The sequence below is a fragment of the Nocardia sp. NPDC057455 genome, assembly GCF_042802775.1.
Classification (GTDB): Bacteria; Actinomycetota; Actinomycetes; order Mycobacteriales; family Mycobacteriaceae; genus Nocardia.
The window spans coordinates 22,780-36,244 of record NZ_JBHVDM010000027.1 but is presented as its reverse complement, the minus strand read 5'-3'; the positions used below and the strand labels follow the sequence as shown (position 1 = coordinate 36,244).

12 protein-coding genes are annotated in these 13,465 nt (G+C 69.0%); 10 read left to right on the top strand and 2 right to left on the bottom strand.

Annotation, left to right across the window (positions count from 1 at the left end; all coding sequences use genetic code 11):
* Positions 1-155: 155 nt before the first annotated feature.
* The gene (locus ACFU5M_RS13830; RefSeq protein ID WP_379048743.1) at positions 156-1,541 is read left to right on the top strand and encodes an MFS transporter; all 1,386 of its coding nucleotides are present in this window, start codon (positions 156-158) and stop codon (positions 1,539-1,541) included.
* Complete coding sequence (locus ACFU5M_RS13825) at positions 1,538-2,284, top strand: 3-hydroxybutyrate dehydrogenase (RefSeq protein ID WP_379048741.1); 747 nt, start codon at positions 1,538-1,540, stop codon at positions 2,282-2,284. The genes ACFU5M_RS13830 and ACFU5M_RS13825 overlap by 4 nt, the downstream gene beginning before the upstream one ends.
* Positions 2,285-2,292: 8 nt before the next feature.
* Here ACFU5M_RS13825 and ACFU5M_RS13820 read toward each other — a convergent pair whose 3' ends face one another.
* Complete coding sequence (locus ACFU5M_RS13820) at positions 2,293-2,886, bottom strand: TetR/AcrR family transcriptional regulator (RefSeq protein ID WP_379048739.1); 594 nt, start codon at positions 2,884-2,886, stop codon at positions 2,293-2,295.
* 93 nt (positions 2,887-2,979) lie between these two features.
* Here ACFU5M_RS13820 and ACFU5M_RS13815 point away from each other — a divergent pair, with 93 nt between their 5' ends.
* The 7 genes from ACFU5M_RS13815 to ACFU5M_RS13785 all read left to right on the top strand — a co-directional run bounded on the left by ACFU5M_RS13815 (position 2,980) and on the right by ACFU5M_RS13785 (position 11,285).
* On the top strand, positions 2,980-4,578 hold the full coding sequence (locus ACFU5M_RS13815) for a carboxyl transferase domain-containing protein (RefSeq protein WP_379048737.1): 1,599 nt from the start codon (positions 2,980-2,982) through the stop codon (positions 4,576-4,578).
* A gap of 5 nt (positions 4,579-4,583) precedes the next feature.
* Positions 4,584-6,629, top strand: a complete 2,046-nt coding sequence (locus ACFU5M_RS13810) for an acetyl/propionyl/methylcrotonyl-CoA carboxylase subunit alpha (RefSeq protein ID WP_379048765.1) — start codon at positions 4,584-4,586, stop codon at positions 6,627-6,629.
* Positions 6,626-7,786 carry an acyl-CoA dehydrogenase family protein gene (locus ACFU5M_RS13805; RefSeq protein WP_379048735.1) on the top strand — a complete coding sequence of 387 codons (1,161 nt, stop codon included), beginning with the start codon at positions 6,626-6,628 and terminating at the stop codon, positions 7,784-7,786. Before ACFU5M_RS13810 ends, ACFU5M_RS13805 begins: the two co-directional genes overlap by 4 nt.
* A complete protein-coding gene (locus ACFU5M_RS13800) occupies positions 7,783-8,268 on the top strand; it encodes a MaoC family dehydratase (protein WP_379048733.1) in 486 nt (161 codons plus the stop codon). Before ACFU5M_RS13805 ends, ACFU5M_RS13800 begins: the two co-directional genes overlap by 4 nt.
* 65 nt (positions 8,269-8,333) lie before the next feature.
* Entirely contained in the window at positions 8,334-8,495 is a 162-nt protein-coding gene (locus ACFU5M_RS13795; protein ID WP_379048731.1) for a hypothetical protein, read from the top strand.
* Entirely contained in the window at positions 8,492-9,304 is an 813-nt protein-coding gene (locus ACFU5M_RS13790; RefSeq protein ID WP_379048730.1) for an HpcH/HpaI aldolase/citrate lyase family protein, read from the top strand. Before ACFU5M_RS13795 ends, ACFU5M_RS13790 begins: the two co-directional genes overlap by 4 nt.
* Before the next feature lie 31 nt (positions 9,305-9,335).
* Positions 9,336-11,285: an acetoacetate--CoA ligase gene (locus tag ACFU5M_RS13785; RefSeq protein ID WP_379048728.1), complete on the top strand. Its 1,950-nt coding sequence runs from the start codon at positions 9,336-9,338 to the stop codon at positions 11,283-11,285.
* 304 nt (positions 11,286-11,589) lie between these two features.
* Here ACFU5M_RS13785 and ACFU5M_RS13780 read toward each other — a convergent pair whose 3' ends face one another.
* A complete protein-coding gene (locus tag ACFU5M_RS13780) occupies positions 11,590-11,772 on the bottom strand; it encodes a hypothetical protein (RefSeq protein ID WP_379048726.1) in 183 nt (60 codons plus the stop codon).
* A gap of 245 nt (positions 11,773-12,017) precedes the next feature.
* On the opposite strand from ACFU5M_RS13780, the gene ACFU5M_RS13775 reads away from it, so the two are divergent.
* Positions 12,018-13,355: a cytochrome P450 gene (locus ACFU5M_RS13775; protein WP_379048724.1), complete on the top strand. Its 1,338-nt coding sequence runs from the start codon at positions 12,018-12,020 to the stop codon at positions 13,353-13,355.
* The last annotated feature ends 110 nt before the right edge of the window (positions 13,356-13,465 follow it).

Sequence of the window (13,465 nt, the reverse complement as noted above, 5' to 3'; positions counted from 1 at the left end):
GCAGCGCAGCCCGTATCTGCATCTTTGCAGAGCGGAACTGCATTAATGGTCATTGCTAGGCCAATGGTCTGCACCAATACTCAGTGCAGCCAAGCATTGTGGGGGCCATCACATCGTCACTCGGTGTGTGACCCCGGGCACGAAGGAGAAGTGCGATGAGGGAGCACAGCGCCGCAGCGGCACCGGCGGAGGATCCGGGCGCGACGACCAGCGGTCTGCGCCGTGTGGTGGCCGCGTCCATGGCGGGCACGATCGTGGAGTGGTACGAGTTCTTCCTCTACGGCACCGCCGCCACGCTGGTGTTCAGCAAGGTGTTCTTCGCCAAGGACACCAGCGACCTGGACGCCATCCTGGCCGCCTTCGTGACCTACGCGGTCGGCTTCGCGGCGCGTCCACTCGGCGGCGTGGTCTTCGGGCACTTCGGCGACAAGTACGGGCGTAAGAAGCTGTTGCAATTCAGCCTGGTGCTGGTGGGCAGCGCGACGTTCCTGATGGGCTGTTTGCCGACCTTCGGACAGATCGGTTACTGGGCGCCGGCGCTGCTGGTCACCCTGCGTTTCATCCAGGGCTTCGCGGTCGGCGGGGAGTGGGGCGGCGCGGTGCTGCTGGTCGCCGAGCACAGCCCGAGCCGCAGCCGCGGATTCTGGGCGAGCTGGCCGCAGGCGGGCGTGCCCGCGGGCAATCTGCTGGCGACGGTGGTGCTGCTCGTGCTGACCTCCACGCTGTCGGACGAGGCGTTCCTCGGCTGGGGCTGGCGGGTGGCGTTCTGGCTGTCGGCGGTGGTGGTGCTGATCGGCTACTACATCCGCACGAAGATCACCGACGCGCCCATTTTCGTCGCGGCGCAGCGGGAAGCCGAGCAGACGAAGGCGACCTCGCTGAGTGTGGTCGAGGTGCTGCGGCGCTACCCGCGCGGCGTGTTCACCGCGATGGGGCTGCGTTTCGGCGAGAACGTCATGTACTACCTGGTGGTCACGTTCACGATCACCTATCTGAAGGTCGAGGTGCACGCCGACACCCAAGTGATCCTGTGGTGGCTGCTCGCCGCGCACGCGGTGCACTTCGTGGCGATCCCGCTGGTGGGCAACCTATCCGACCGCTTCGGCCGACGACCGGTCTATCTGGTCGGCGCGCTGGCCGCGGGGACCTGGGGCTTCTTCGCCTTCCCGATGATGGACAGCGGTCACAACGTGGTCATCATGTCCGCGATCATCATCGGCCTGATCTTCCACGCCTTCATGTACGCCGGGCAGCCCGCGATCATGGCCGAGATGTTCCCCACCCGGATGCGCTATTCCGGTGTGTCCCTCGGCTATCAGGTGACCTCGATCGTGGCCGGTTCGCTCGCGCCGATCATCGCCGTCCGGCTGCTGAACACCTATCACTCGGCGGTGCCGATCGCCTGGTACCTGGCGGGCGCCGCGGCGGTGAGCGCGATCGCCGTGCTCGCCGCACGCGAGACGAAGGGGCTGACCTTGGAAAGCATCGACCACGCCGACGCCGAGGCCCTCGGCGCGCGGACCGAGGTGACCCTGCGATGAGCGATCTGGCGGGGCGCAGCGCCCTGGTCACCGGCGGCGCGAGCGGCATCGGCGCTGCCTGCGCCCGCGCGCTCGCGGCGCGCGGCGCCACGGTCACGGTGGCCGACGTCGACGATGTCGGCGCGAAGGCGGTGGCCAGGGAACTGGGCGGCAAGTCGTGGGCGGTGGATCTGCTCGACGTCGCGTCGCTGGAAGAGCTGGAACTCGACACCGACATCCTGGTGAACAACGCCGGGGTGCAGCACGTCAGCCCGATCGAGGAGTTCGCGCCGCAGCGTTTCCGCGATCTGCTCACACTGATGGTCGAGGCGCCGTTCCTGCTGGTGCGCGCGGCGCTGCCGCACATGTACCGGCAGGGCTGGGGTCGAGTCGTCAACATCTCCTCGGTGCACGGCCTGCGCGCCTCCGAATACAAGGTCGCCTACGTGACGGCCAAACACGGGCTGGAGGGGCTGTCGAAGGTCACCGCCCTGGAGGGCGGCCCGCACGGCGTGACGAGCAACTGCGTCAACCCGGGCTATGTGCGAACACCGCTGGTGGACAGGCAGATCGCCGACCAGGCCAAGGCGCACGGCGTGCCCGAGCAGGAGGTGGTGGAGAAGATCCTGCTCACCGAGAGCGCGATCAAACGCCTCGTCGAGCCGGAGGAGGTCGCCTCGCTGGTGGGCTGGCTCGCCTCGCCGGAGGCGAGCATGGTCACCGGCGCGGCCTACACGATGGACGGCGGGTGGAGCGCGCGATGAGGGCGCGCTCAGCCGAGTGCGGTCAGCGCCATCCCCCGCAGCACCGGCCGGGCTCGGGCGGCGGTCGCCTCGCTCGCGCTGTGCGGGGTGGAGTTGATCAGCCCGAAGACGGCGTGGGCCTGCACCCGCGCCGTCTCCTCGGGTAGCTCCGGATGCAGTTCGCGCAGCACGCTCACCCAGATCTCCACGTACTGACGCTGGGTGCGGCGGATCTCCCGGCGGGCCGCAGCGGGCACGTTGTCCAAATCGCGGTCCTGGATGCGGATCAGCTCCGGTTCGCCGAGCGCGAAGTCCAGGTGGTGATCGACCAGTCCGGCGAGCGCCTGGTCGGCGGAGTTCGTGCCTGCCACCACCGCCTTGCCGCCGTCGAGCAGGCGCTGACTCACTCCGATCAGCAGCTCGACCAGCAGCGCCTCTTTGTTCGGGAAGTGCCGGTAAACCGCGGGACCGCTGATGCCAACGGCGGCGCCCAGGTCGTCCAGGCGCATGCCGAGGTAGCCGCGATCGGCGATCAACCGCGCTCCGGCTTCCAGCAGTTGCGCCCTGCGTTGCGCCTTCAGTTGCTCGCGACGGGTGGGCGCGACGGATTCGGCACTGGTCACACGCGTTCCTTTCCACCGACCTGGACATCTCGGTTAATCAACACTAACGTGAATTCCAGTTATCGTCGACTAACTGGACGACAGGATGGCGTGATGACCGTTACCGAAGAGGCCGTCGGAAACCGTGCCGCGCACGCGGCGCTGGTCGACGACCTGCGCGCACGGCTCGATGCCGCGGCGCTGGGCGGGCCCGCGAAGGCGCGTGATCGCCACGTCGCGCGGGGCAAATTGCTGCCCCGGCAGCGGGTGGACCAGCTGCTGGACCCGGGAAGCCCGTTCCTCGAGCTCTCCCCGCTGGCCGCGACCGGGATGTACGGCGACGACTCCCCCGGCGCCGGGATCATCACCGGGATCGGACGGGTGTCCGGCCGGGAATGCGTGATCGTGGCCAACGACGCGACGGTCAAGGGCGGCACCTACTACCCCATGACGGTGAAGAAACATCTGCGCGCGCAGGAGATCGCGTCGCAGAACCACTTGCCGTGTGTGTATCTGGTCGACTCCGGCGGCGCGTACCTGCCGCACCAGGACGAAGTGTTCCCCGACCGGGAGCATTTCGGGCGCATCTTCTACAACCAGGCGACCATGAGCGCCAAGGGAATTCCGCAGATCGCCGCGGTACTGGGCTCGTGCACCGCCGGTGGCGCCTACGTGCCCGCGATGAGCGACGAAGCCGTGATCGTGCGCAACCAGGGCACCATCTTCCTCGGCGGCCCACCGCTGGTGAAGGCCGCGACCGGCGAGGTGGTCACGGCCGAGGAACTCGGTGGCGGCGAGCTGCACTCGCGTACCTCCGGCGTCACCGATCACCTGGCCGAGGACGACCAGGACGCGCTGCGCATCGTGCGCCGCATCGTGGCCACCCTCGGACCGCGTACGCCGGTCCCGTGGGACATCCGGCCCGTCATCGCGCCCGCCGCGCCGGAATCCGAGCTCTACGACGTGGTGCCGGTCGATCTGCGCACCCCCTACGACGTGCGCGAGGTGATCCACCGCCTGGTCGACGGGACGTTCGAGGGCGACAGCGGCTTCCACGAGTTCAAGGCCGAATACGGCAAGACGCTGGTCACCGGGTTCGCGCGCATCCACGGGCATCCGGTGGGCATCGTCGCCAACAACGGCGTGCTGTTCGGCGAATCCGCCATGAAGGGCGCGCATTTCATCGAGCTCTGCGACAAGCGCAGCATCCCGTTGTTGTTCCTGCAGAACATCACCGGCTTCATGGTCGGTCGCGACTACGAGGCGGGCGGCATCGCCAAGCACGGCGCGAAGATGGTCACCGCGGTGGCCTGCGCGCGGGTGCCGAAGCTCACCGTCGTCATCGGCGGTTCCTACGGTGCGGGCAACTACTCGATGTGCGGGCGCGCGTATTCGCCACGGTTCCTGTGGATGTGGCCGAACGCCCGCATTTCGGTGATGGGCGGCGAGCAGGCGGCGTCGGTGCTGTCGACCGTGCGCGGTGACCAGCTCGACAGCAGCGGGCAGCCCTGGTCGGCCGAGGACGAGGAAGCGTTCAAGGCCCCGATCCGGGAGCAGTACGAGAGCCAGGGCAACCCCTACTACTCGACCGCCCGGTTGTGGGACGACGGCGTCATCGACCCCGCCGACACCAGGACCGTGCTCGGACTCGCTCTGTCGGTGTGCGCGCAAGCCCCGCTCGAACCCGTTTCCTACGGCGTATTCCGGATGTGATGACGATGCTGAACAAATCCGTCCCCGTCGGGTTCGACACCGTGCTCGTCGCCAATCGCGGCGAGATCGCGGTGCGGGTGATCCGCACCCTGCGCGCGCTGGGCATCCGCTCGGTGGCCGTCTACAGCGACGCCGACGCCGACGCCCGCCACGTCCGCGAAGCCGACACGGCCGTGCGCCTCGGCCCGGCCCCCGCCCGGGAGAGCTACCTCGCCATCGACCGGGTGGTGGCCGCCGCCGTGCGCACCGGCGCGCAAGCGGTCCACCCCGGCTACGGATTCCTCTCGGAGAACGCCGCTTTCGCCGCCGCGCTGGCCGAAGCGGGCATCGTCTTCCTCGGCCCGCCCGCTCGCGCGATCGAGGTGATGGGCGACAAGATCACCGCGAAGAACACCGTGGCCGCGTTCGGCGTCCCGGTGGTGCCCGGCATCGCCACACCCGGTCTGACCGACGACGACCTGATCGCCGCGGCCGCCGACGTCGGCTATCCGGTGCTGGTCAAGCCGTCCGCGGGTGGTGGAGGCAAAGGCATGCGCCGGGTGGACGATCCGGCCCGGCTGCCGGAGGCGCTGCGCAGCGCCCGGCGCGAGTCCGCCGCCGCGTTCGGTGACGACACGCTGTTCCTGGAACGCTTCGTCACCCGTCCGCGCCACATCGAGGTGCAGGTGCTCGCCGACCAGTTCGGCAACGTGCTGCACCTGGGCGAGCGCGAATGCAGCTTGCAGCGCCGCCACCAGAAGGTCATCGAGGAGGCGCCCTCGCCGCTGCTGGACGCGGCCACCAGGGCCAGGATCGGCGCCGCCGCCTGCAACACCGCGCGCAGCGTGGACTACGTTGGCGCGGGCACCGTGGAGTTCATCGTCTCCGCCGACCGCCCCGACGAGTTCTTCTTCATGGAAATGAACACCCGCCTGCAGGTGGAGCACCCGGTCACCGAACTGGTCACCGGCGTCGACCTGGTGGAATGCCAGGTCCGGGTGGCTGCCGGGCAGAAGCTGGCGGTAGCGCAGGACGACATCCGCATGGTCGGGCACGCGATCGAGGCCAGGGTGTACGCCGAGGATCCAGGGCGCGGATTCCTGCCCACCGGCGGCACGGTGCTCGACCTCGACGAGCCGGAGGGTCCCGGTATCCGGGTGGATTCGGGCCTGCGGATCGGCACACACGTCGGCAGCGACTACGACCCGATGCTGTCGAAGGTCATCGCGCATGCCGGTGACCGCACCGCCGCGCTCGCGAAACTCGACCGGGCGCTGGCCGACACCGTGCTGCTCGGTGTCACCAGCAATATCGAATTCCTGCGTTTCCTGCTGGACGACCCGGACGTGGCCGAGGGACGGCTGGACACCGACCTGCTGGACCGGCGGGTCGCCGACTTCCGTCCCGCTTCCGTCGGCGACGACGAGTTCGTCGCCGCCGCTGCCTGGCATTGGCTGCGCCGCTGGCCTGCCACGCCGCGCGATCCCTGGGAGATTCCGTCCGGCTGGCGGATCGGGGCCGACGCGCCGACGCCGATCCGGCTGGCGGGCGGCGAGCGGGTCGAGCACGTCTACCTCTCCGGCACGCCCGGTAACGGCACGGTGCGGGTCGACGACGATGAGAGCCGTTCGCTCAGTGCGTCTTTCGTCGCCTCAGACCGCTGCGCGGGCCTTCTCACGCTCACCTTGGACGGCCTGCGCCGCACCTACCGGGTCGCCGAGCAGGACGGCCTGCTGTGGGTGGCCGGACCGTCCGGCATCGCGGCGCTGCGCGAAGTGGCCGAGGTCAACGTGCGCGGTGGCGACGAACACGTCGGCGACGCCGAGATCCGCTCCCCCATGCCGGGTTCGGTGATCGCGGTACCGGTCGCCGCGGGCGGCGTGGTCGCCGCGGGTGATCCGGTGGTCATCGTGGAGGCGATGAAGATGGAGCATTCGCTCACCGCGCCGGTCGCCGGAACCGTCGAACTACTGGTGGAGCCGGGCGCGCAGGTGCGCTTGGACCAGGTGCTGGCGCGCGTCCTCGCGCAGGCCGAAACGAATCACGACGAACGAGAAGGAATCCCCGCATGACCGACTTCCTGTCCACCGGCACGCTGCCGGAGGAGTACCGGGATCTCGCGCTGACCGTGCGCGACTTCGCGCGGTCGGTGGTCGCTCCGGTGGCGGCCGAGCACGACGCGAACCACACCTTCCCCTACGAGGTGGTCGCGGGGATGGCCGAGATGGGCCTGTTCGGCCTGCCCTTCCCCGAGGAGTACGGCGGCATGGGCGGCGACTACTTCGCGCTGTGCCTGGCGCTCGAGGAGCTGGGCAAGGTCGACCAGAGCGTGGCGATCACGCTGGAGGCGGGGGTGTCGCTGGGCGCGATGCCGATCTACCGCTTCGGCAACGACAAGCAGAAGCAGGAATGGCTGCCGCGGCTGACCAGCGGACGCAACCTCGCCGCGTTCGGGCTCACCGAACCGGGCGCGGGCAGCGACGCGGGCAGCACCAGGACCACCGCGGTCGTCGACGGCGGCGAATGGATCATCAACGGCAGCAAGCAGTTCATCACCAACTCCGGCACCGACATCACCAAGCTCGTCACGGTGACCGCGGTGACCGGGCAGACCGGCGGCAAGAAGGAGATCTCGACCATCCTGGTGCCGACCGACACGCCCGGTTTCGTCGCCGAGCCGGCGTACAACAAGGTCGGCTGGAACGCCTCGGACACCCATCCGCTCAGCTTCACCGACGTGCGCGTGCCCGAGGAGAACCTGCTCGGCGAGCGCGGGCGCGGCTACGCGAACTTCCTGCGCATCCTCGACGAGGGGCGCATCGCCATCGCCGCGCTCTCGGTCGGGGCCGCGCAGGGCTGTGTGGACGAGAGCGTGCGCTATGCCAAGGAACGCGAGGCGTTCGGCCAGGTGATCGGGCGCAACCAGGCCATCGCGTTCAAGATCGCCCGAATGGAAGCGCGGGCGCACGCCGCCCGGACCGCTTACTACGACGCCGCGGCGCTGATGCTGGCGGGCAAATCGTTCAAGAAGCAGGCGTCCATCGCGAAGCTGGTGGCCAGCGAGGCCGCCATGGACAACGCCCGCGACGCGACGCAGATCTTCGGCGGCTACGGGTTCATGAACGAATACGCGGTCGCCCGGCACTATCGCGACAGCAAGATCCTGGAAATCGGCGAAGGGACGACGGAGGTGCAGCTCATGCTGATCGGACGGGAGCTGGGCCTGTGACCCGGCGCGCGGTCGTGCAACGCGGCCTGTGGTTCGAGGAGTTCGACACCGAAGTGGTCTACGAGCACCGCCCCGGCCGCACCATCACCGAGGCGGACAACGTCCTGTTCACCACGCTGACCATGAACACCCAGGCGTTGCACCTGGACGCGGCGTTCAGCGACCGGCAGCCCCCGTTCAACCAGCGGCTGGTGAACTCGATGTTCACCCTGTCCACCCTGATCGGGTTGTCGGTGGCGCAGCTGACCCAGGGCACCATCGTGGCCAACCTCGGTTTCTCCGAGGTCGCGTTCCCCAAGCCGGTGTTCCACGGCGACACCATGTACGCCGAGACCGTGGTCACCGACAAGCGCGAGTCGAAGAGCCGTCCGGGCGAGGGCATCGTGACCTTCGCGCACACCGGGCGTAACCAGCACGGCGATGTCATCGCGACGGCGGTGCGCAAGACGCTGGTGCGCAAAGCACCGGACGGCCCGGAGTGAGCGGCCGGGGCAGGTCGCGGCAGCGCAGGGTCATCACGCAGCACCACGCCCACCACGGACACAGCGTGAGCGATCGAGGCCGGATGCGGCGGCACAGCATCGCGCAGGATCCCGCTCACAACGCACACAGCACGGACGGTCCGGCCCGCGGGTGGGAGCAGAGCCTCGACGACCCGGGCGCCGCCGCCCTGCGCAAGCAGGCGCATGCCCGAAAGGACGCAGTATGAGTTGGCAGATGGCGGGTCCGGCGTGGTTGTTCTGCCCGGCGGATCGCCCGGAACGCTTCGCGAAGGCGGCGGCCGCGGCGGATGTGGTGATCCTCGACCTCGAGGACGGCGTCGCAGCGCACGACAAGGCGGCGGCGCGCGAGGCGTTACTGGACACCCCGCTCGACCCGGAGACCACGGTGGTGCGTATCAACGCGGCGGGCACCGAGGACCACGCACTCGACCTGGCGGCGCTCGCCGGCACCGCCTACCGGCGGCTCATGCTGCCGAAATGTGAGTCGGCCGAACAGATCACGGCGCTGCCGGACCACGAGGTGATCGCGCTGATCGAGTCGCCGCTCGGCGCCCTCGCAGTGGGCCGGGTGATGACCGCGAGCAACGCGATCGGCGTCATGTGGGGTGCGGAGGATCTGGTGGCCGGACTCGGCGGCACCGGCAGCAGGCACGCCGACGGAAGCTATCGCGACGTGGCCCGCCACGTGCGCTCCAGCACGCTGCTGGCCGCCAAGGCGTACGGCAAGTTCGCGCTGGACTCGGTGTATCTGAACATCCGCGATCTGGATGGCCTGCGCGCCGAAGCCGAGGACGCGGTCGCGGTCGGTTTCGACGCCAAGGTGGCGATCCACCCGAGTCAGGTGCCGGTGCTGCGGGACGCCTACGCGCCCTCGGAAGAAGAGGTCACCTGGGCCCGGCGGGTGCTGGAAGAAGCGCCGAAGCACCGCGGAGTCTTCGCCCTCGAGGGCAGGATGGTCGATGGCCCCGTGTTCCGGCACGCCGAACAGATCGTGCGGCGCGCCGACCGCGCCTGAGCGCCGAGTTTCCATAGTCAGGAGGATCGCGATGCAACCGCAATGGGTGCCGACCGAAGAAGACATCGCAAAGGCGACCATCACCGACTTCGCGCGATTCGTCGCCGAGCGCACCGGCGTGCGCGCGGCCGACTATCACGCGCTGTGGCAGTGGTCGGTCCGAGATCTCGCCGGATTCTGGCACGCGCTGTGGGACTATTTCGAGCTCGGCGACATCGCGGGCGAGGTACTGGCGAACGCCGAGATGCCGGGGGCGCATTGGTTTCCCGGCACCCGGTTGAACTATGTGGACCAGGTGATCCGGCAACTGCGCACCGACCGGCCCGCGATCAAGGCGGTCAGCGAGGACGCGCCGGTTCGCGAAGTGTCGTGGGCCGAATTGATCGATCACACCGCCGCTTTCGCGCAGACGCTGCGTTCGCTGGGTGTGCGGCCCGGTGACCGGGTGGCCGGATATCTGCCGAACATCCCCGAGGCGGTAGTCGCATTCCTGGCTACCGCGAGCATCGGCGCGGTCTGGAGCGCCTGCGGGCAGGACTATTCCCCGAAAGCCGCGCTGGACCGGCTCGGGCAGCTCGAGCCCACCGTGCTGGTCACCGCCGACGGCTACCGTTTCGGCGGCAAGGCGCACGACAAGCGCGAGGATATCGCCGCCTTGCGCGCGGGCCTGGACAGCTTGAAGGGCACAGTCGTGGTCCCCCGGCTCGGGCTCGAGGTGCCGGACGCGACCTCGTGGGACGACGCGATCACCAGCACCGAGTCGCTGCCCCCGGTGATCACGACGGAATCGGTGGATTTCGACCATCCGCTGTGGATCGTGTTCTCCTCCGGCACCACCGGCCTGCCCAAGGGCATCGTGCACGGCCATGGCGGCGTGCTGCTCGAACACCTCAAAGCCGTTGCGCTGCAATCGGATATCGGCCCCGAAGACACCTTCTTCTGGTACACCAGCCCGAGCTGGATGATGTGGAACTTCCAGATCGCGGGCCTGCTGGCGGGGGCCACCATCGTCACCTACGACGGCAGCCCGACCGCTCCGGCCCCCGACGCGCTGTGGCGTATCGCCGCCGAGGTCGGCGCCACCGTTCTCGGCGCCAGCCCCGGCTACGTGCTGGCGTGCATCAAGGCGGGCTCGCTGCCGCGCACCGATCATGACCTGTCCGCGCTGCGCACCGTCGGCATCACGGGCTCCTCGCTGCCCACCTCCTCGGCGCTGTGGCTGGGCGAGAACGTCGGCGAGCACGTTCAGGTCTCCTCGATCAGCGGCGGCACCGACGTGGTGTCCGCGTTCATCGGCGGCGTGCCCACCGTGCCCGTGTGGCCGGGCGAGCTGTCGGCGCCCTATCTCGGCGTCGCGCTGGACGCCTACGACCCGGCGGGGCAGCCGGTGCGCGGCGAGGTGGGCGAGCTGGTCGTCACCGCGCCGATGCCGTCGATGCCGGTCGCCTTCTGGCGCGACGAGGACGGAAAGCGTTACCACGACGCGTATTTCGACACATTCCCCGGCGTGTGGCGGCACGGCGACTGGATCACCATCACCGACCGCCACAGCGTGATCGTGCACGGGCGGTCGGACTCCACGCTCAACCGGCACGGCATCCGGATGGGCAGCGCCGACATCTACCAGTCCGTCGAACAGCTCCCGGAGATCGCCGAAGCGCTGGTGATCGGCGCCGAGCAGCCCGACGGCGGGTACTGGATGCCGCTGTTCGTGACGCTCGCGCCCGGCGCGGACCTCACCGACGAGTTGAAAGCGCGCATCAACAGCACCATTCGCACCGAGGTCTCACCCCGCCACGTCCCGGACGAGATCATCCTCGCCCCCGGCATCCCGCACACCCGCACCGGCAAGAAGCTCGAGGTTCCGATCAAAAGACTGTTTCAGGGCGCCGACCCGAGCCGCGTCGTCGAACGCAGCGCGGTGGACAACCCGGACCTGCTCGACTGGTACGGCACGATCCGGCCCGGCTGGCGCGGCTGAGGTCGCCGCGAGTTCGGGCGCGATCGGTGGGTTTCGGCCGGCGACCGCTGCTGACGCGACCTACCTGGTTGAGACTTCCCTTCCGCACGATCCAAACTCGGGGCTGCCGCGTCACCGCCACGATGGGTTCGAAGTCCGCGTCGTAGCGGACCGATACGGCTTCGTGGAACTCGGCGACGGCGGCGATGAGCAGGTCCGCGATGCCGTGGCTCGGTGATGACCCTTGTTGCGATATGGCATTCGCCACCCGGCGGGTGCGTCCGCGGTTCGTCGCGCGTTCCGCTGCGGTGCGGTGGCTTAGGCACTACCTCCGGTAGGCGCGGCCGCCGATCGACGCGGTGAAGACCGCGGGTCGCGCGCCGCGGGAGGCGTTCAGGTTGCGCTTCTCCTGCGGGGTGAGCCGATAGCGCGCCGTGACCCGCCGTACCGCGGCGATCACGGCGCCCAGCACCGGCATGGGGTCTACCGGGCGCAAAGCCAAGGCCATGACGAACTCCTTACCAGAAAGACGCACCGGTACAGGCGAATTCGGTCGAATACGGGCTCCGGAGGACAGCGGCGGCGGGGCACCGGCGCTACACGCTCGGGTCGGCTCTCGGATGAACCAGGGTGCCGAATGGTGAGCCGGTTCCGGATCAGTCCCGGACGGTGACCAGCGGGCATGGACCGGCGTTCGGGTTTCTCCTAGCGTGGAAGCGACAGTCAGTCCGATATCCGCGTGGAGGTGGCATCGTGGCCGCACAGGACGTTCGAGAACGTACCGATCCGGCGGGGTATCCGCCCGGGCCCGCGCTGCCGCCGCTCGTGCAGAGCGTGCTGTTCCAGCGAAACCGGGCCCGCTTCCTCACCGCGATGGCGCGCCGCTACGGAGATGTGTTCACCTTGCGGATTCCACCGTTCGCCGACCGCGTGGTGGTGCACTCCCGCCCCGAGCACATCAAGGAGATCTTCGCGGGCGACCCGCGCGATCTGCACGCCGGCGAGGGCAACCAGATCCTGGGCGCGATCATGGGCCCGCACTCGCTGCTGCTGACCGACGAGGCCGAGCACGCGCGCGCCCGCAGACTGCTCATGCCCGCGTTCAACGGTTCCGCGCTGCGCGGTTACCGGGCGCTGATCATCGAGATCGCGGCGGCGGAGGCCGGGAGTTGGGCGGCCGGATCCACGGTGCGCATGCTGGACCGCATGAACGCGCTGACCCTCGAGGTGATCACGCGGGTGGTCTTCGGCGTCACCGACGAGCGGACCAGGGCCGAGCTCAGCCCTCGATTGAACCGGATCGTCCACCTGAATCCGCTGGTCTTCCTCGGTTTCAAAAGCGAAAGATTGCGCCGGATCGGCCCGTGGCGGAAGTTCGCCGAGAACCTGTCGGCGGTGGACGCTCTGCTCTACGCGGAGATCACCGAACGGCGGCGTGCGACCGATCTGGCCGAGCGCACCGATGTGCTGTCGCGCCTGCTCCAGGTCGGCGCGAGCGACGGCGACGCGCCGCTCACCGATGCCGAACTGCGCGACCAGCTCATCACCCTGCTGCTGGCCGGGCACGAGACCACCGCCTCGGCGCTGTCCTGGGCGCTCTACGAACTGGCCGCCGACCCCGAGATCCAGCGGCAGGCGACGGAGGCCGCGCGCACGGGCGACGAGAAGCACCTCGAGGCGGTGCTCAAGGAAGCCATGCGGTTGCACACCATCATCTCCGGCACCAATCGAAAACTGACCAGGGACATGACGATCGGCGGACGGCGGCTCCCCGCGGGCACCGTGGTCGCCACCTCGATCGTCCTCGCGCACCGGCGTACCGATGCCTACCCCGACGTCGCCGTGTTCCGTCCGGCCCGCTTCCTGGACGGCGAGGTGGCGCCGAACACCTGGCTGCCGTTCGGCGGGGGCGTGCGGCGATGCATCGGCGCGGGATTCTCGCTGCTGGAGGGCGGCACCGTGCTGCGGGAAATCCTCGTCCGTCATGCTCTTTCGCTTCCGGCGGACGGCAGGCCCGAACGCGGCAAGATTCGCAACATCACCACGGTGCCGCGCGGCCGGGCCCGAGTGGTGGTCAGCCCGCGCGGCTGACCTCTATGTGAACCTATATTCTTTTCCAATCAAGCTCTTGTACTGGCAGTATCTTCGTGTAAGTTTATTTGTGTTCGACAACCAGTCCCGGCCGGGCGTGCATGGTGCCC

What these genes read in the sequence shown, in the direction of transcription:
- ACFU5M_RS13825 (WP_379048741.1), top strand. Translation starts at nt 1,538, where the DNA reads ATGAGCGATCTGGCGGGGCGCAGCGCCCTGGTCACCGGCGGCGCGAGC.
- ACFU5M_RS13780 (WP_379048726.1), bottom strand. Translation starts at nt 11,772, where the DNA reads ATGGCCTTGGCTTTGCGCCCGGTAGACCCCATGCCGGTGCTGGGCGCC.
- ACFU5M_RS13785 (WP_379048728.1), top strand. Translation starts at nt 9,336, where the DNA reads ATGCAACCGCAATGGGTGCCGACCGAAGAAGACATCGCAAAGGCGACC.
- ACFU5M_RS13810 (WP_379048765.1), top strand. Translation starts at nt 4,584, where the DNA reads ATGCTGAACAAATCCGTCCCCGTCGGGTTCGACACCGTGCTCGTCGCC.
- ACFU5M_RS13790 (WP_379048730.1), top strand. Translation starts at nt 8,492, where the DNA reads ATGAGTTGGCAGATGGCGGGTCCGGCGTGGTTGTTCTGCCCGGCGGAT.
- ACFU5M_RS13815 (WP_379048737.1), top strand. Translation starts at nt 2,980, where the DNA reads ATGACCGTTACCGAAGAGGCCGTCGGAAACCGTGCCGCGCACGCGGCG.
- ACFU5M_RS13830 (WP_379048743.1), top strand. Translation starts at nt 156, where the DNA reads ATGAGGGAGCACAGCGCCGCAGCGGCACCGGCGGAGGATCCGGGCGCG.
- ACFU5M_RS13805 (WP_379048735.1), top strand. Translation starts at nt 6,626, where the DNA reads ATGACCGACTTCCTGTCCACCGGCACGCTGCCGGAGGAGTACCGGGAT.